Consider the following 18,830-nt stretch of genomic DNA (forward strand, 5'->3'; position numbering starts at 1 on the left):
CCGAATCGGCTTGCCTCTTCTCGGACCCATCCTCCGGAGAGAGACCTTGCAGAGCAGTGCCGGCGCGCGCGCATACCAGAATGCGCGACTGGAAAAGAAGCTGAAGAAGCAGGCGGACGCCGTCATGGCCTTCGCGATCGAGGCGCTCGGGCAGGGCAGGCTTGCCGAGGCCGAGATGCTCTGCCGCGAGATCTTGAAGGAAGTTCCCGATCATTTCCATGCCACGCACCTGCTCGGCCTGCGCGCGTTCGACGGCGGGCGGCTCGAGGAAGCGGAATTCCTGCTCGAGCGTGCGATTGCGCTCGATCCGCGCTCGCCCGACGCGCACGGCAATCTCGGGGCCGTCTATTTCGCGATGGAGAAATTCAAAGACGCCCGCGCCTGCCAGGAGAAGGCCATCGCGCTGAAGCCGAATTGTCCGATCACCCTGACCAATCTCGGCAATACGTTGCTGCACATCGGCCTTGGTGATGAGGCGATCGGGCTGCACGAGCGGGCGATCAGGCTGAAGCCGGATTATGCCGATGCGTTCTGCAACCGCGGCATGGCGGAATTGATGACCGGCCAGTTCGAGCGCGCCAAGGCGAGCTTCGAACGCGCCCTATCGTTTCAGCCATCTCACGCCGAGGCGATCGCGGGCGGGGGCATGGTCAGCCTCGAGCTCCGGCACTTCGCGGAGGCGGCTGCCGCCTTCGACGCAGCGCTCGCGATCAAGCCGGGTTCGCCGCGGATTCTGCTGCAGCGTGGACGGCTCAACCTCAGTCTGTCCCGGCTGGAGCAGGCGGCCGCGGATCTCGACGCGGCGCTGGCGCAATCGCCACGGCTCGAGCCAGCGCTGTGCTGGCGGGCGCAGATCGACATTCTCGCGCGAAACACCGCGCGGGCGATGGCGGGCGTCAAGACACTGCTCGAGGTCAATCCGCGATCCGAGATGGGGTTGGCGCTTCTGGCGGCCTGCCACGTGAACCAGGGAGACATCGGGACGGCGCTCGCGCATCTCGACGCGGCGCTCGAGATCGCACCGGACTTCCCGGAGGCGATCGGATACAAGATCTTCGTGTTGGACTACCTGCCGGAGGCCGATTTCGCCGCGCAGCAGGCCGCGCGAAGATACTGGTGGGATGCGATCGGTGCCAAGCTTCCGCAAAGGACGCTGGCGCCCCGATCGCTCGATCCGGACCGGCGGATCGTGATCGGATACGTCGCGTCCGAATTCAGGAATCACTCGGCGGCGTACTCGCTGTTGCCGGTGCTGCGCCATCATGATCACGCCAGGTTCAAGATCGTCTGCTATTCCTGCTGGCCGGTGCAGGACGACATGACGGAGAGGTTCAAGTCTCTCGCGGATGTCTTTGTCGACGCCGCACAATTGTCCGATGACGAGCTGGCCGACCGCATCCAGGCCGATGGGATCGACATTCTGATCGACGTGTCCGGGCACACGACCGGCAGCAGGCTTCATGTCTTCACCCTCAAGCCGGCGCCGATCCAGGTCACGGGCTTCGGGCACGCCACGGGGACCGGCCTTCGAACCATGGACTACGTGCTCGCGGACCCGATCTTCATCCCGCAATCGGCGCGCCATCTCCTGGCCGAGAAAGTCCATGACCTGCCGTGCCTGATCACGATCGATCCGATCCTGGACGTGCCGCCTTCGGAGCCTCCCATGCTCCGCAACGGCCATGTCACCTTCGGGGTGTTCAACCGCATCTTCAAGATTTCGGACGAGGCCATCCGGGTGTGGGCGAAAGTCATGCATGCGGTGAGGGGATCGAAGATCATCGTCAAGAACGGGCTGCTTGACGATCCATTGCTGCGCGATCGGCTGATCGCGCGGTTCACGGCGCAGGGCATCGCCGAAGAGAACGTCATCTGCATGGGCTCGACCTCGCGCCCCGAGCATCTGCGGGCCTTTGCGATGGTCGACATTTCCCTCGATACGTTCCCGCAGAATGGCGGCATCAGCACCTGGGAGTCCCTCTATGCCGGCGTTCCGGTCGTCGCCAAGCTCGGCAGCGGCGCTTCGTCGCGCGCCGGCGGCTCCATCGTCGCGGCCGTCGGCCTCGATGACTGGGTGGCCGAGGATGACGAGGGCTATGCCGCGATCGCGTGCAAATATGCGGCGCAGCCGGCCCATCTGGCAAAGTTGCGGGCGGATCTGCCGGCTCGGATCGCTGCCTCGCCCGCCGGCGACGTCGGACTTTACACGCGTGAGGTCGAGGCGGCCTATCGCCGGTTCTGGCGCGATCATTGTGCCGCCGCCTCGGAGCTGGTGTAGCAAGATCTTGCGCCGGGCCCCGTGAAATCCCGGAGGCGATGGAGTTCGGCTGACCGGCCGGCCAGGCTCGCGAATCAGTTAGACTCTGCCCAGGGCATCCTCCGGAGAGACACCTTGAAGAGCGGCGGCGGCGCGCGCGCGTTCCAGAATGCGCGATTGCAGAAGAAATTGATGAAGCAGGCCGACGCCGTGATTGCCGCCGCGGCGAACGCCTATAGCCAGGGCCGATATGCCGAGACCGAGGCGCTGTGCCGCGAGATCCTGAAAGCCCTTCCGGATCATGTCGATGCCCTTCACCTGCTCGGCATGTGCGCCCATGACGGCCGGCGCCTCGAGGAGGCAAGAGAGCTGCTGGAGCGCGTGATTGCGCTCGATCCGCGCCTGCACGATGCCCATAACAACCTCGCGACCGTGCATTTCGACCTCGGCAATTACGAGGAAGCGCGGCGGTGCCAGGAGAGGGCGATCGCGCAGAAGCCGAATTTCGCGGTGGCGCTGACCAATCTCGGCAACACGCTGATGCATCTGGGGCAGTACGAACAGGCGCTCGAGCTGCACGACCGCGCGATCAAGATCAAACCGGATTATGCCGATGCGTTCTGCAATCGCGGCATGGTCGAGATCGTGCTTGGGCAGATCATGCGTGCCAAGGAGAGCTTCGATCGCGCCCTGCTGTTTCAGCCGCGTCACGCCGAGGCCATCGTCGGCAGCGGCATGGTCAGCATGGAGCTGCGGCATCACGAGGAGGCGGCAGCCAAGTTTGCGACGGCGCTCGCGATCAAGCCCGGCGCGCCCAGGATCCTGGCCCAGCGCGGGCGGCTCAGCTACGAGCTGCAGCGCCTCGAGCCCGCGCTTGCGGATTTCGAAGCGGCGCTCGCGATCTCGCCCAAGCTCGAACTGGCGCTGCGCGGCAAGGCACAGGCCTGCCTCGTGATGGGAAAGACCGCGCAGGCGATGGCGGCCGCAGCGGCGTTGATCGAGCAAAATCCGCGCTCCGAGATGGGGCAGGCCCTTATGGGCTTCGCTTATTCGAACCAGGGAGACATGGACGCTGCGATCCACTATCTCGATCGCGCACTTGCTCTCCGGCCGGATTATGGAGATGCGATCAGGGGCAAGATCTTCTTGCTCGACTACCTCGCGGAGGCCGATTTCGCGGTCCAGCAGGCTGTGCGGAAGTCCTGGTGGGATGCGATCGGCTCGAAGATACCGCAAAGGACGCTGCCGAAGCGGCCGCTCGATCCGGAAAAGCGGATCGTGGTCGGCTATGTCGCCGCCGAATTCCGGCAGCACTCGGCGGGCCTCACCTTGCTGCCGGTGCTGCGCAACCACGATCACACCAAGTTCGAGATCGTCTGCTACTATTCCTGGCCGGGCGCGGACGAGTACACCGCCATGTTCAAATCATTGGCGGACGTCTGGGTGGATGCCTGGGGGCTTTCTGACGACGAGCTCGCCGATCGCATTCAGGCCGATAATGTCGACATCCTGATCGATGTGTCCGGCCACACGACCGGCAATAGGCTGCAGGTTTTCGCGCGGAAGCCGGTTCCGATCCAGGCCACCGGCTTCGGACACGCGACGGGCACAGGCATGCAGACCATGGATTATGTGCTCGCCGATCCCATCTTCATTCCGCCTTCGGCCCGGCATCTGTTTCCCGAGAAGATCCACGATCTGCCGTGCCTGATCACGATGGAGCCGGTCACCAATCTGCAGCCCTCCGAGCTGCCGATGCTCCGCAACGGCTACGTTACCTTCGGCGTGTTCAACCGCATCTACAAGATCTCGGATGATGCGATCCGTGTGTGGTCGCGCATCATGCGCGAGGTGCCGGGATCGAAGATCATCCTCAAGCACGGTCTGCTCGACGATACTCTGCTGCGCGATAGCCTGGTCGCACGTTTCATTGCGCAGGGCATTGCGGAGGAGGACATCACCTGTCTCGGCACCACCTCGCGCGACGATCACCTGATGGCCTTCGACAAGATCGATATTTCCCTCGACACGTTCCCGCAGAACGGCGGCATCAGCACCTGGGAATCCCTCTACAAGGGCGTTCCGGTCGTGGCCAAGCTCGGCATTGGGGCCTCCTCGCGTGCCGGCGCCTCCATCGTGGCGGCCGTCGGCCTCGGCGAATGGGTCGCGGAGGACGACGACGGCTATGTCGAGATCGCCCGCAAGTTTGCCTCGCAGCCCGAATATCTGGCGAAGTTGCGCGCGGGCTTGCCGGCCCAGATCGCAGCCTCGCCCGCCGGCAATGTCGAGATCTACACGCGTGAGCTCGAAGCGGGGTACCGCAAGTTCTGGCGCGACTATTGTGCCGCTGCCGGCGAGCGCGGCGACGCCGCGGTCAGCGAGGCGGACGCACCTGGCGGCTCCTGAGCCGCATCCTGCAGGCGAACCCCGGGATCTCCCGGACGGATTTCTGGTCCGGCAGTTCGGCCGGGCCGGGACGCGAATCAGTTAGACTCGGCCCTGGGCCATCTTCCGGAGAGACACCTTTGCAGAGCAGCGCCGGCGCGCGCGCATTCCAGAATGCGCGATTGCAGAAGAAATTGAAGAAGCAGGCCGACGCCATCATTCCCGCCGCGGCGAACGCCTATGGCCAGGGCAGGTATGCGGAGTGCGAGGCGCTCTGCCGCCAGATCGTGCAAGCCGTTCCGGATCATTTCGACGCCACGCACCTGCTCGGGCTGAGTGTGCAGCAGGGCGGACGCCTGGAGGAGGCGCAACAGCTGCTCGAGCGTGCGATCGCGATCGATCCGCGTTCGCACGAGGCGCAGAGCAATCTCGCGACCGTCTACGTCGTCCTTCAGAAATTGGAGGCGGCCCGCGCCTGTCAGGAGAGGGCGATCGCGCTGAAGCCGAATTTTACGCCGGCCCTTGTCGGCCTCGGCAACACCTTGCTCCAGATGAACCTGCCCGCACAGGCCATCGAGGTCTACGATCGCGCCATCAAGCTGAAGCCCGACTACGCCGACGCGCTTTGCAATCGTGGCGTGGCGGAGCTGGCGCTGTTCCGTTTTGACCGCGCCAGGGAGAGCTTTGATCGCGCGCTGTTGTTTCAGCCGCGCCACGTCGAAGCGCTCATCGGCAAGGGCATGGTCAGCATCGAGCTCAAGCGCTACGATGAGGCGGAAGCTGCGCTCGCGGCGGCGTTCGCGATCAAGCCCGATTCGGCGAAGATTCTGGCGCAGCGCGGACGCCTCAACTCGGCACTGTCGCGGCTGGAACAGGCTGCCGCGGACTTCGATGCGGCACTTGCACTTTCGCCGCGGTTCGAACTTGCCTTGCGGGGAAAGGCGGAGGTCTCGCTCAGCCTGGGGAACACCGCACAGGCGATCCTGGCCTGCACGACTTTGCTCGAGCAAAATCCACGTTCCACGATCGCATTGGCGTTGCTGAGCTCCTGCCTTGCAAATCAGGGAGAAATCGCCTCCGCGATCGAACATCTCGACGCGGCGCTGGCGATCTCGCCGGATCCGGACTTGATGGCGCGGAAGATCTACTTTCTGGACTTTCTTCCCGACGCAGATTTCACGATCCAGCAGGCGACACGAAGGTCCTGGGGCGAAGCGATCGGCGCCCGCGTGCCGCAAAGGAAGCTCGCCTCTCGGCAGCTCGATCCCGACAGGCGGATCGTGATCGGCTATGTCTCTGCCGAATTCTGGTATCACTCGGCGGCGTTCGGCCTGCTGCCGGTGCTGCGCCATCATGATCATGCGAGCTTCGAGGTCGTCTGTTATTCGTGTTCGCCGACAAAAGATGCGATCACGGCCGAATTCAGGTCGGCGGCAGACGTCTGGGTCGATGCCTGGCAGATGTTCGACGACGAATTGGCCGATCGTATCGAGGCCGACAAGGTCGATATCCTGATCGACGTCTCCGGGCATTCGTCGGGCAACAGGCTCCAGGTCTTCGCCCGCAAGCCGGCGCCCATTCAGGTCACGGGCTTCGGACACGCGACCGGTACGGGCCTTCGGACGATGGACTACGTGCTCGCGGATCCCGTCTTCATTCCGCAATCGGCCCGGCATCTGCTGACCGAAAAGGTCTATGACCTGCCGTGCCTGATCACGATCGATCCCATCCTGGATGTGCCGCCGTCGGAGCTTCCCATGCTCCGCAACGGCTACGTCACCTTCGGCGTGTTCAACCGCGTCAACAAGATCTCGGACGAGGCCATCCGCGTGTGGTCGAACGTGATGCGGGAGTTGGCCGGATCGAAGATCATCATCAAGCACACGCTGCTCGACGATCCCCTGGTGCGCGACGGCCTTCTCGCGCGGTTTGTCGCCCACGGGATTGCCGAAGAGAGGATCACTTGCCTCGGCTCGTCCGAGCGCGCCGATCATCTGCGAGCCTTCGCCTTGGTCGATATTTCGCTCGATCCATTTCCGCAGAACGGTGGCGTCAGCACCTGGGAATCCCTCTATGCGGGCGTTCCGGTCGTCGCCAAGCTCGGCCACGGCGCATCCTCGCGCGCCGGCGGCTCCATCGTGGCGGCCGTCGGTCTCGACGACTGGGTGGCCGAGGATGACGCGGGCTACGCCGCGATTGCGTGCCAATTTGCTGCCCAGCCCGCGCTTCTGGCAAAGTTGCGCGCGGAATTGCCGGCCCGGATCGCAGCTTCAGCCGCGGGCAATGTCGAAGCCTACACGCGCAGGGTCGAGGAGGGCTACCGCAAGTTCTGGCGCGACTATTGCGCCGCAGCCTCGGAAAGCGGGGAGGTCGCTTAAAGTCGAACTGCGCAGAGCTTGTCGACGTGCGCCCTCGGCCCGAGGACGCGCGTAACGATCACACGAACGGCGGCTTGATGTTGCTGCGCTTCTCCAGCCATTCCGGCACCGGCAGGTTCTTGGCGCGCATGAAGTCCGCGTTGAACAGTTTTGACTGGTAGCGGCTGCCGGAATCGCACAGCACGGTGACGATCGTCTTGCCGGGCCCGAGCTGCTTCGCAAGCCGCATCGCGCCGACGACATTGATGCCCGTCGAGCCGCCGAGGCACAGACCTTCGTGCTGGAGCAGCTCGTAGATCGCGCCGACGGCGTCGGTGTCGGGAATGAGATAGGCCTCGTCGACCTTGGCGGTCTCGACGATTGCGGTGGCGCGGTTGAGGCCGATGCCCTCGGTGATCGAGCCGCCGGGCGTCGCCTTGGGATCGCCGGTCCTGAAATATTCGTACATGCCGGCGCCATGCGGATCGGCGCAGGCGATGCGGATGTCCTTGTTCTTCTCCTTCAGATAGCGGCTGACGCCGGCCAGCGTGCCGCCGCTGCCGACCGAGCAGACGAAGCCGTCGACCTTGCCGCCGGTCTGCTCCCAGATCTCGGGCCCCGTGGATTCGTAATGTGCCTTGGCGTTGTCGAGGTTGTTCCACTGGTCGGCGAACAGCACGCCATTGGGCTCGGTCTTGCGCAGCTCGTCGGCGAGCCGCCGGCCGACATGCTGGTAGTTGTTGGGGTTGGCGTAGGGAAGGGCCGGCACCTCGATCAGCTCGGCGCCGCAAAGCTTCAGGAAGTCCTTCTTTTCCTGGCTCTGCGTCTCCGGGATCACGATCAGGGTGCGGTAGCCGCGCGCGCTCGCAACGACGGCAAGGCCGATGCCGGTATTGCCGGCGGTCGCTTCCACTACGAGCCCGCCGGGCTTCAGCTCGCCGCGCTTCTCGGCCTCCAGGATCATCCATTTGCCGGCGCGGTCCTTCACCGACTGACCGGGATTCATGAACTCGGCCTTGCCCAGGATGGTGCAGCCGGTCAATTCCGAAGCCCGCTTGAGCTTGATGAGGGGGGTGTTGCCGATGGCCTCGACAACGTCGTTGCGAATGGTCATGTCAGGGGAAATCACTACCAAGGGGTTGATTGGCCTTGGCCCGAACCTAGTGCTTGGCAGGCCAAAGGGGAAGGCTTTTGCGCTGCGGCGAACCCGAGCGAAACGCCCACGGAAACAGTGATATGCCCGAGAAGAGACCGGCGCTGATGCGCGGGGCCATGAGGCGGGATATGAGTAGGAGGAAACAGCCGAACCCCGACCAGGGCAAGAAACGATTGCGCTCCCGATGAGCGCTGTCGCGACCAATTCTTGCCACTGGCGAGACGGGCTTGCGACAGGACGCGTGGACTGCGGTGACAGCCCAGGAGATATCGGCGCGTTGGACGGCTTCGTTTTCGGCAAGATTGACGGTGTGGCGCGCCGCGCAGAGGATGGGACTGAGCTGAAGGCGCGTGGCGCGGTCCAAATGAAGAGCGAAGCTAAGGGTGTGGCCGCGATATCACATGAAATCTTGGTAAGCTTGCTTACGTTTCCCAATGTTTCACAGTAAAAGAAGTGACTGCGAGACAGGTACTTTTGGTATTTTCTTCAGCTCGCGCCCAGCTCATTGGCTTGGGCATCTCGCAACTGCGGCACTGTCCCGCCGTTCCGCGCCCGGCTAGTATGCATCGCAGGTTCCGCAGAAAGCATCACCGCTGTGAACGCGTTGTCCGAGACCACCCGACTGTCCCGCCGCGAATCGGTTAATCCGGCGGCGTTGCGGCGGCTTGATCTGCCCGGCGGGGGGTGGACGTGACACACCAAGTTCCAGCGATCGCCTCGCGGCGATCTCTCGGTTCTGCATTCAGGATGCGGCCCGCGGCCCGATGGATGGCGGTGCTGTGTCTCGCCGCCGCCTCGGGGGCCTGCGTGCTGACCCAGGATCTTCCCGATCCCGCGCTCGACGTTCCCGCGCATTACAAATATGCCGGCAAGGGCGATGCGCCGCCGTCGCTGGATTGGTGGCGCGGTTTCCGCTCTGCGGAGCTGACGCAGCTGATGGAGGAAACGCAGACCGTCAATCTCGACATCGCTGCCGCCGTGGCGCGTATCGTCCAGGCTGACGCCCAGGCGCGGCAGGCCGGCGCGGCGTTGCTGCCGAGTCTGTCTGGCACCGGCCAGGAGACCTATTCCCGCACCTCCGGCTCTTCGGCCTCGGGGCTCACCAACGGCGGCCGTGAGGTCGTCAACTATCAGGCTTCGCTCAGCGCGAGCTACCAGCTCGACTTCTGGGGCCAGAACCGCGATGCACTGCAGACGGCCGAGGAGACGGCGAACGCCAACCGCTTCGATCGCGACACGGTCGCGCTGACCACGCTCGCCGCCGTCGCCAACGCCTATTTCCAGGTGCTGGCCTCGCAGGATCGCATCAGGACCTCTCAGCGCAACATCGCGAGCGCGCAGCGCATCCTGGATGCGGTGAGGGACCGCCGCAAGGCCGGCACCGGCACCGATCTCGACGTCGCCCAGCAGGAGAGCGTGCTGGCGAACCAGAAGGCCCTGGTGCCGCCGCTGCGCCAGACACTCGATCAGAACGTCAACGCGCTCGCCGTGCTGGTCTCGCGCCCGCCGGAGAGCGTGCGCGTGCACGGCGGCTCCCTGGATCGGATCGCGATCCCGCGCGTGACGCCCGGCCTGCCGTCGGAGCTGCTGACGCAGCGGCCGGACATCCGCCGGCAGGAGGCGCAGCTCGCCTCGGCCACCGCCAACATCGGCAATGCCCGTGCGCAGTTCTTTCCGACCATCCAGCTCACCGGCAATGGCGGCTATCAGAGCGCGGCGCTGGTCTCGCTGTTCCAGCCGCATGCGGCCTTCTTCCAGCTCGTCGGCAGCGCGACGCAGCCGATCTTCGACGGCGGCAAGATCCTCGGCAATTTCGAATTGGCCAAGGCGCGGCAGGACGAGCTGCTGCAGACCTACCGCAAGACCATCGTCCAGGCTTTTGCCGACGTCGACAACGCGCTGTTCTCGATCAAGCAGACCACGATCAAGCTGCAATTGCAGCGCGACGTGGTCGCCGCCTCGCGTCGCGCTTTCGATCTCTCCGAGCAGCAATTGCGCGCCGGCACCGCCGACATCGTCACCGTGCTCAACACCCAACTGACCCTGTTCCAGGCGGAAGACGCGCTGTCGCAGGCCCAACTCGCACGGCTTCTGGCCATCGTCAGCCTGTACCAGGCGCTCGGCGGCGGCTGGGAGCCGCGAATGGAGAAACCGGTCAATGCTCTTTAAGCCCGACACCAAGCAGGGCGCGGGAGAGGGGACGGCGACGAGATCGCGCGGCCGCGGCTTCGTCATGACCCTGATCACGCTCGCGATTCTCGGCGGCCTGGGCTATGTCGGCTGGATCGTCATGCACCAGCAGCAGACGAACAACCGCAACCAGCGTCCCGATCTGCCTGTGCCGGTGCTGGCAGCGAGCCCGCGCATCCAGGACGTGCCGGTCTATCTCGACGGCGTCGGCGCGATCCGCGCACTCAACACCGTGACCGTGCGCTCGCAGGTCGACGGCAAGCTGATCGCGGTCAACTTCACGGAGGGCCAGGACGTCAAGAAGGGCGACGTGCTCGGCGAGATCGATCCGGCCATCTATCAGGCGCAGTACGACCAGGCGGTCGCCAAGAAGGCGCAGGATCAGGCCCAGCTCGCAAACCAGCGCATCGACCTGACACGCTACGAGCAGCTCGCCGCCTCCAACGCCGGCTCCAAGCAGCAGGCCGACACCCAGCGCGCGCTGGTCGCGCAGACCGAGGCGCTGGTCAAGGCCGATCAGGCTGCGATCGACAACGCTGCGGCGACGCTGAGCTACACCAAGATCGTGGCGCCGATCTCGGGTCGTGCCGGCCTGCGCCAGGTCGACCAGGGCAACATCATTCATGCCTCCGACACCACCGGCCTCGTGGTGATCACGCAATTGCAGCCGATCGCGGTGTGGTTCAGCCTGCCGCAGCAACAGATCATGCGGGTCAATGCGGCCGCGGCGAACGGTACGCTCGCGGTCGACGTGTTCGGCAATGACGGCATTACAGTGATCGATACCGGCAAGCTTACCGGCATCGACAACCAGGTCGACCAGACCACCGGTACGCTCAGGCTCAAGGCCGAATTTCCCAATGCCAATTACCAGCTCTGGCCGGGCCAGTTCGTCAACGTCCGCCTCAAGGTCGAGACCTTGACGCAGGCGCTGGTGGTGCCGACCTCGGCGGTGCAGCGCGGCCCGATCGGCACTTTCAGCTACGTCATCGGCGAGGGCAACATCGTCTCGGCCAAGCCCGTGACGGTGACCCAGCAGAACGAGCATGATGCCGTGATCGCCAGTGGCCTGTCGGCGGGCGACAGGGTCGTCACCACTGGCTTTGCCAATCTGTCCGACGGTTCCAAGGTGATCGTCGGCCGCGACGACCAGACGCCGTCGGCCGATCTCGCCCCGCGCAAGCGCTCGCGCGCACCGGACGCTCAGAGGCAGGACGGCGCCAAAGAAGGCCAGAAGGACGGGCAGGGCAAGGACAGCGAGTTGCGCGCCAAGCGCAAGAGCAGCGAAGGCGACCAGAAGGGGCAGACAGGACCGGCACCGGGGCCGGGGGCATCGGAAAGTGGAGCCAAGCAGCCATGATCCGACAACGGCCGCTTGCAGCGGCAGGCACAGCCCATGGGTGTCTCTGAACCCTTCATCCGCCGGCCGATCGCGACCTCGCTGCTCGGCATTGCGCTACTGATCGGCGGGCTGCTGGGCTATTTCGCGCTGCCGGTCTCGGCGTTGCCGCAAGTCGATTTCCCAACCGTGCAGGTGACGACGCAGCTGCCGGGCGCGAGCCCCGACGTTATCGCCTCGCTGATCACCGCGCCGCTGGAGCGGCAGCTCGGGCAGATCCCGTCGCTCTCGGCGATGAACTCGACGAGCTCGTTCGGCGTCAGCCAGATCTCGCTGCAGTTCGACCTCAACCGCGACATCGACGGGGCAACGCAGGACGTGCAGGCCGCGATCAATGCCGCGGCCGGCGTGCTGCCCAAAACGCTGCCTTACCCGCCGACCTACGCGAAGGTGAATCCGGCGGATGCGCCGGTGATGACGCTCGCGCTGCGCTCGGACACGATCTCGCTGCGCGCAATGAGCGACATCGCCGATACCATTCTGGCGCAACGTTTGAGCCAGATCTCCGGCGTCGGGCGCGTTTCCGTGCTGGGCGGGCTGAAGCCGGCCGTGCGCATCCAGGCCGATCTTGCGCGCCTTGCAGCCTATGGCATCGCGATGGAAGACCTGCGCACGGCGATCGCCAATGCCAATGTCTCGGGCCCGAAGGGCTCGCTCGACGGCGCACAGCAATCCTACGTCATCGCCGCCAACGACCAGATCGCCGTGGCCGAGGCCTACAAGCCCGTCATCATCGCCTACCGCAACGGCTCGCCGGTGACCATTGCCGACGTCGCCCAGATCGTCGACGGCCTCGAGAACGACCGCACCGGTGGCTGGTACCAGGGCACGCCGGCCGTGATCATCGACATCCAGCGCCAGCCCGGTGCCAACGTCATCGACGTCGTCAGCCAGATCCGCGCCGAAATTCCCAAGGTCCAGCGCGCGATTCCGGCCGGGGTGAACCTCACCATCGTCTCCGACCGCACCGTCACCATCCGCGCCTCGGTGCGCGACGTGCAGTTCACGCTGGTCCTTGCCGTCGTGCTGGTGACGCTGGTCGTGCTGTTGTTCCTGCGTTCGTTGCGCGCGACCGTGATCGCGGGCGTCGCGCTGCCGTTGTCGCTGATCACGAGCTTCGGCATCATGTATTTTGCCGGCTTCAGCCTCGACAATCTGTCGCTGATGGCGCTGACGATCGGCACCGGATTCGTCGTCGACGACGCCATCGTCATGATCGAGAACATCGTGCGCCACATGGAGAATGGCGACGGCGCGATGGAAGCCTCGCTCAAGGGCGCCAGCGAGATCGGCTTCACCGTGATATCGCTGACGGTCTCGCTGATCGCGGTGTTCATCCCGCTCCTGTTCATGTCGGGCCTGGTCGGGCGCATGTTCCGCGAGTTCGCGCTGACCCTGACCATCGCGGTCGTGACCTCGGCAGTGGTCTCGCTGACCCTGACGCCGATGATGTGCTCGCGGCTGCTCAAGCACGCGCACGAGGAGCTGGCCGTGCCGGGACTGGCCGCGATCAGCCGCTTCATCGACCGCACGGTCCATGCCTATCACCGATCGCTGTTGTGGGTGCTGGAGCGCCAGCGCGCCACGCTGGTCGTGACCTTCGCCACGCTGATCGCGACCCTGGTGCTCTATGCCGTCGCGCCCAAGGGCTTCCTGCCGCTGCAGGACACCGCCTCGATCACCGCGGTGACGGAGGCGGGGCCCGACGTGTCGTTTGCGGAGATGAAGAGGCGGCAGGCCGAGGCGGCGGACGCCATCAGGGCCGATCCTGATGTGGTCGGCGTGGTCTCGGTGATCGGTGCGGGCTCCGTCAACCCGACCACCAATGTCGGCCGCCTCGTCATGAGCTTGCGGCCGCGCGGCGAGCGCCGTGACGATGTCAGCGTGGTCGTGACCCGGCTGAAGGAGAGGGTCTCCGACATCCCCGGCATGACCGTCTATTTCCAGCCCGTGCAGGACGTGCAGATCTCGACCCAGTCGAGCCGCTCGCAATACCAGTACACGTTGACCGGCACCGATGCGACGCTGGTCTCGGAATGGGCGCGAAAGCTGGTTGCGGAGATGCGGCGCGATCCCCTGTTCCGCGACGTCTCCTCGGAGGCGCAGGAGGGCGGCCTGCGGGCGCAGCTCGACGTCGACCGCACCCGGGCCGGCCAGCTCGGCGTGAGCCTGCAAGGAATCACCGACACGCTGAACGATGCCTTCGCACAGCGGCAGATCTCGACGATCTACGGCCAGGCCAACCAGTACCGCGTGGTGCTGGAGGCGCTGCCGATGTACCAGCGCGATCCCTCGATCCTGTCCAAGCTCTATCTGCCGGGCGCGGCGAGCGCCACCGCCGGCGCGCCCAATGCCCAGGTGCCGCTGTCGGCCGTGGCGACGCTGAAGCGGACCACGGCGCCGCTCGCGATCTCGCACCAGGCGCAATTCCCGTCGGTGTCGCTCAGCTTCAACCTCGCGCCGGGCGCGGCGCTCGGCGATGCCGTCGAAGCCGTGAAGGTGATCGAGACCCGCATCGAAATGCCGGGCAGCATCGTCGGCATTTATGCCGGCGATGCCGCCGAGTTCGCCAAGGCGCTGGCCGGCCAGCCGTGGCTGCTGCTCGCCGCCGTGATCACGATCTACATCGTGTTAGGGGTGCTCTACGAGAGCTACATCCACCCGATCACGATCCTTTCGACGCTACCCTCGGCCGGCGTCGGCGCCATCCTGGCACTGATGTTGTGCGGACAGGACCTCTCGGTGATCGGCCTGATCGGCATCATCCTCCTGATGGGCATCGTCAAGAAGAACGCGATCATGATGATCGACTTTGCGCTCGAGGCCGAGCGCGGGCAGGGCATGTCGCCCCATGAAGCGATCGTGCAGGCGTGTCTCTTGCGCTTCCGCCCGATCATGATGACGACGCTGGCGGCGCTGTTCGGGGCGCTGCCGCTCGCGATCGAGAGCGGCACCGGCGCCGAGCTGCGCTTTCCGCTCGGCATCTCCATCATCGGCGGCCTTCTGCTCAGCCAGCTACTGACACTTTACACGACGCCCGTGATCTATCTGGCGCTCGATCGCATCAACCGCCGTCTCGAGCGGGCGCTGCCGCCGACCGAACCCGGCGGCCCGCCGGTCGCCGGCGCGACCGAGGGGATGCAGTGATGGCGTCGATCTCGGAGCCCTTCATCCGCCGTCCGGTCGCGACCACGCTGCTCTCGATCGGGCTGTTCCTGCTGGGGGTCGTCGCCTACGAGTTTCTGCCCGTCGCCTCGGTCCCGAACGTCGACTTCCCCGCCATCTTCGTCTCCGCCAGCCGGCCCGGCGCCGATCCATCCGTGATGGCGGCGACGGTGGCATCACCCTTGGAGCGGCGTCTCGGCGAGATCGCCGGTATCAACCAGATCACCTCGACCTCGAGCCTCGGCACGACCAGCATCCAGCTCCAGTTCGACATCGGCCGCAACATCGACAAGGCTGCGCGCGACGTGCAGGCGGCCATCAACGCCGCGATGGTCGACCTGCCGAGCGACCTGCCGACGTTGCCGCGTTTCCGCAAGGCGAACACGGCCGGCGCACCCATCTTCGTGCTGGCGCTGACCTCCAAGACGATCTCTCCGTCGGCGATCTACGACGTCGCCGACAGCGTGCTGGCGCAACGCATCTCACAGGTACCTGGCGTCGGCAACGTGTCGATCTCCGGCGCCGACCAGCCGGCCGTGCGCGTGCAGCTCAACCCGGTCGCACTGTCCAATGCTGGAATAGCGACCGACGACGTGCGCACCGCGATCATCGGCGCCAACGCGCTCGGCCCCGTCGGCATCTTCGAAGGCGAACGTCAAAGCGAGACGCTTTCGCTGAACAAGCAGATGCGCACGGCGAAGGAGTTCCGCGACATCGTCATCAAGAGCTCGGGCAGCAATTTCGTGCGGCTGTCCGATGTCGCCGACATCGAGGATTCCGTCCGCAACGTCCGGTCGATCGCCTGGTTCAACAGGCAACCGGCGGTTCTGATCCAGATCACCAAGCAGGGCGATGCCAACGTCATCGACACCGTCGACAGGGTCAAGGCGCTGATCCCCGAGCTGAAGCAGTGGATCCCCGCCGGGGTCGAAATCTCCACCCTGGTCGATCGGACCGGCACGATCCGCGCCAGCGTGCTGGATATGCAATGGACGCTGCTGGCGACGGCCGTCCTGGTGATGGTCGTCGTATTCCTGTTCCTGCGGCGGATCACGCCGACCATCGCGGCCGGCATCTCGGTGCCGCTGGCACTCGCCGGGACCTGCGCCGGCATGTGGGTCGCGGGCTTCTCCATCGACAATCTGTCGCTGATGGCGCTCGCCATCTCCGTCGGCTTCGTCGTGGACGATGCCATCGTCATGATCGAGAACATGTTCCGCAATCTCGAGCACGGCATGCCCCCGTTCCGGGCGGCGCAGGAGGGCGCCAAGCAGATCGGCTTCACCGTGGTTTCGATCAGCCTGTCGCTGATCGCGGCCTTCACGCCGCTGATCTTCATGGACGGCGTCGTCGGCCGGCTCTTACGCGAATTCTCCCTGACGCTGACCTTCGCCATCCTGGTCTCGACGCTGGTGTCGCTGACGGTCACGCCGATGATCTGCGCCCATTACATCCGGCAGACCACCTCCGGCACGGCAACGCTGTTCGACCGCATCATCGAAGGCACGCTGTCGCGCACCATCGTGTTCTACGCTCGCAGCCTGCGCACAGTGCTGGAATTCCCGCTGCTGACGTTGCTGGTGTTCTTCGCCACCATCGCGCTCACGGTGACGCTATACGTCAAGATCCCCAAAGGCTACTTCCCGACGGACGATTCCGGCTTGATCATCGGCGCGACGCGCGCCTCGGCCGATATCTCGTTCCAGTCGATGCTCGGCCTGCAGCAGCGGCTCGCCGAGATCGTGATGAAGGATCCGGCCGTGGCCGGCATCGGATCGACCGTCGGCAGCGGAGGCGGGGGCCCGGGGCCGGCGACCTCGAACCGCGGCACCATGTTCATCAGCCTGAAACCGCCGGAGGAGCGCGCGCACGTGTCGACGGAGGTCGTGATCGACCGGCTCAGGCGGGCGCTGTATCCCGTGCCCGGCATCCGCCTCTTCATGTTCGCCGCCCAGGACGTGCGCGCCGGCGGGCGGCAGAGCGATTCCGATTACCAATATACGCTCACCAGCACCGATCTCGGCCTGCTGCAGACATGGGCGCCGATCGTGGCCAAGCGCATGGAGAGCGTGGAGGGCATCACCGACATCTCCAGCGATCGCGACCCCGGCGGCCTGCAGCTGACGCTCTCCATCGACCGCCAGAAGGCGTCCGCGCTCGGCGTCAGGGTTCAGGACATCGACAACGCGCTGAACAACGCGTTCGCACAGCGGCAGATCTCCATCATCTACACCCAGCGCAACCAGTACATGACCGTGCTGGAGATCGACCCGAAGTTCCAGGTCGACCCCTCCAATCTCGATCGCATCTACGTCGCCGGCGCGGGAGATGCGCAGGTGCCGCTGTCGGCCGTGGTGCGCGCGACGCGCGGGCTCGCTGCGCTCGCCGTCTATCATTCGCAGTCGTTCCCATCGACTACGGTGTCCTTCAACCTGATGCCGGACGTGCCGCTTCAGGCGGCGACGCAGAACATCCAGCGCGCGGTCGATGAGTTGCACATGCCGGAAGGCATTCGCGGCAGCTTCGACGGCAATGCCGGCGACTTCGCCAGGACCAGCGGCCGCCAGCCGCTCTTGATCCTCGGCGCGTTGGTTGCGATGTATATCGTGCTCGGGGTGCTCTATGAGAGCCTCGCCCATCCGCTCACGATCATCTCGACGCTGCCCTCGGCCGGCTTAGGTGCGCTGCTCGCCTTGCAGCTCACCAACACGCCGCTGACGGTGATTGCCTTCGTCGGCATCATCCTCTTGATCGGCATCGTCAAGAAGAACGGGATCATGATGGTGGACTTCGCGCTCGACGCCGAGCGCCAGCGCGGCCTGTCCTCGGCCGAGGCGATCTTCGAGGCCTGCCAGGCGCGTTTCCGCCCGATCCTGATGACGACCATGGCGGCGCTGTTTGCCGGCATTCCGCTGGTGATCGCGACCGGCCCCGGCACGGAGCTGCGCCGCCCGCTCGGAATCACCATCATCGGCGGCCTGTTCGTCTCGCAGATCCTGACGCTGTACACGACGCCCGTGATCTACCTGCTGATCGACCGCATGCGGCGCCGCTCCGGGCCGCGGCCGCTGGCGGCACCGGCGGAATAGGTTGTTGACGCGCCGCTTCAAGCGTATAGCGGCGCCATGCCCAACCCGCCCGACACCGTCGCCGCGCCGGCCGAACTGATCCCTGAATGCCCGCATTGCCAGAAGCCGATGCCGCTCTGCATTTGCGACAGCGTCACGCCGATCGAGAACCGGCTCTCGCTCCTGATCCTCCAGCATCCGCAGGAGCAGGACAGAGCGCTCGGCACGGCGCGGCTGCTGGCCAGGCACTTCGGCGATGCCACCGTGCGGGTCGGCCTGTCCTGGCCGAGCCTGTCCAAGGCGCTGGGACGGCCGGTCGAGAATGCCTCGCGCTGGGCCGTGCTCTATCTCGGCTCGGCGCGCGCGGCCGATCTCGATGCTGAAGGCGAGATCGTCGCGCTCAACCGCAAGGGCGAGGTCGCGGAGAACCAGCGCGCGCTCCTCGGCAAGCTCGAAGGCGTGGTGCTGCTCGACGGCACCTGGAGCCAGGCCAAGGCGCTGTGGTGGCGCAATCCCTGGATGCTGAAATGCCAGCGCGTGATCCTCAATCCGTCACGCCCCTCGCGCTACGGACGCCTGCGCAAGGAGCCGCGCCGCGACGGTCTCTCGACCATCGAAGCGGCGGCGACGATTCTGGCCGGCCTCGAGCGGCGTTCCGACATCGCCGAGACGTTGCTTACCAGTTTCGAACGGATGCTGGCGCGCTACCGCGAGGTCCAGGCAGAGATGCCGGAACTCGCGCCCAAACCCGCGCCGAAGAGCCGTCGGCGCGACTTCCGGCGCGGCAAGCGCGCCTGACTTTGGTCCACATTGGAAAAGGCTAGTGCCGTCAAAGTCGGACGAAGGCGGTTGC

Annotated in this window: 9 protein-coding genes; 8 read left to right on the plus strand and 1 reads right to left on the minus strand. The window is 65.5% G+C overall.

The window, feature by feature from the left end; genetic code table 11:
• Nucleotides 1–46: 46 nt before the first annotated feature.
• The 3 genes from N2602_RS19505 (at nucleotide 47) to N2602_RS19515 (ending at nucleotide 7,020) form a co-directional block, all read left to right on the plus strand.
• Complete coding sequence (locus N2602_RS19505) at nucleotides 47–2,278, plus strand: tetratricopeptide repeat protein (RefSeq protein ID WP_260383601.1); 2,232 nt, start codon at nucleotides 47–49, stop codon at nucleotides 2,276–2,278.
• Nucleotides 2,279–2,449: 171 nt separating this feature from the next.
• Complete coding sequence (locus N2602_RS19510; protein ID WP_260383683.1) at nucleotides 2,450–4,663, plus strand: glycosyltransferase family 41 protein; 2,214 nt, start codon at nucleotides 2,450–2,452, stop codon at nucleotides 4,661–4,663.
• Nucleotides 4,664–4,782: 119 nt separating this feature from the next.
• Nucleotides 4,783–7,020, plus strand: a complete 2,238-nt coding sequence (locus N2602_RS19515; protein WP_260383602.1) for a tetratricopeptide repeat protein — start codon at nucleotides 4,783–4,785, stop codon at nucleotides 7,018–7,020.
• Nucleotides 7,021–7,078: 58 nt separating this feature from the next.
• Here the strand turns inward: N2602_RS19515 and N2602_RS19520 are convergent, their stop codons facing one another.
• Complete coding sequence (locus N2602_RS19520) at nucleotides 7,079–8,113, minus strand: cysteine synthase A (RefSeq protein WP_260383603.1); 1,035 nt, start codon at nucleotides 8,111–8,113, stop codon at nucleotides 7,079–7,081.
• A 789-nt stretch (nucleotides 8,114–8,902) separates the two neighbouring features.
• Between N2602_RS19520 and N2602_RS19525 the strand changes: the two genes are divergently transcribed.
• From N2602_RS19525 to N2602_RS19545, 5 genes are read left to right on the plus strand one after another with little or no spacing between them, the layout of a single operon-like run.
• Complete coding sequence (locus tag N2602_RS19525) at nucleotides 8,903–10,324, plus strand: efflux transporter outer membrane subunit (RefSeq protein WP_246571205.1); 1,422 nt, start codon at nucleotides 8,903–8,905, stop codon at nucleotides 10,322–10,324.
• Entirely contained in the window at nucleotides 10,314–11,705 is a 1,392-nt protein-coding gene (locus N2602_RS19530) for an efflux RND transporter periplasmic adaptor subunit (RefSeq protein WP_260383604.1), read from the plus strand. The genes N2602_RS19525 and N2602_RS19530 overlap by 11 nt, the downstream gene beginning before the upstream one ends.
• A 36-nt stretch (nucleotides 11,706–11,741) precedes the next feature.
• Complete coding sequence (locus N2602_RS19535; protein WP_260383605.1) at nucleotides 11,742–14,891, plus strand: efflux RND transporter permease subunit; 3,150 nt, start codon at nucleotides 11,742–11,744, stop codon at nucleotides 14,889–14,891.
• Nucleotides 14,891–17,998: an efflux RND transporter permease subunit gene (locus tag N2602_RS19540; protein WP_260379126.1), complete on the plus strand. Its 3,108-nt coding sequence runs from the start codon at nucleotides 14,891–14,893 to the stop codon at nucleotides 17,996–17,998. The genes N2602_RS19535 and N2602_RS19540 overlap by 1 nt, the downstream gene beginning before the upstream one ends.
• A gap of 36 nt (nucleotides 17,999–18,034) precedes the next feature.
• Nucleotides 18,035–18,775 (plus strand): tRNA-uridine aminocarboxypropyltransferase, encoded by a 741-nt coding sequence (locus tag N2602_RS19545; RefSeq protein WP_172789093.1) that lies wholly within the window; start codon nucleotides 18,035–18,037, stop codon nucleotides 18,773–18,775.
• Nucleotides 18,776–18,830: the final 55 nt, after the last annotated feature.

Source organism: Bradyrhizobium sp. NC92 (assembly GCF_025200865.1).
In the GTDB taxonomy this organism is placed as follows: Bacteria; Pseudomonadota; Alphaproteobacteria; order Rhizobiales; family Xanthobacteraceae; genus Bradyrhizobium.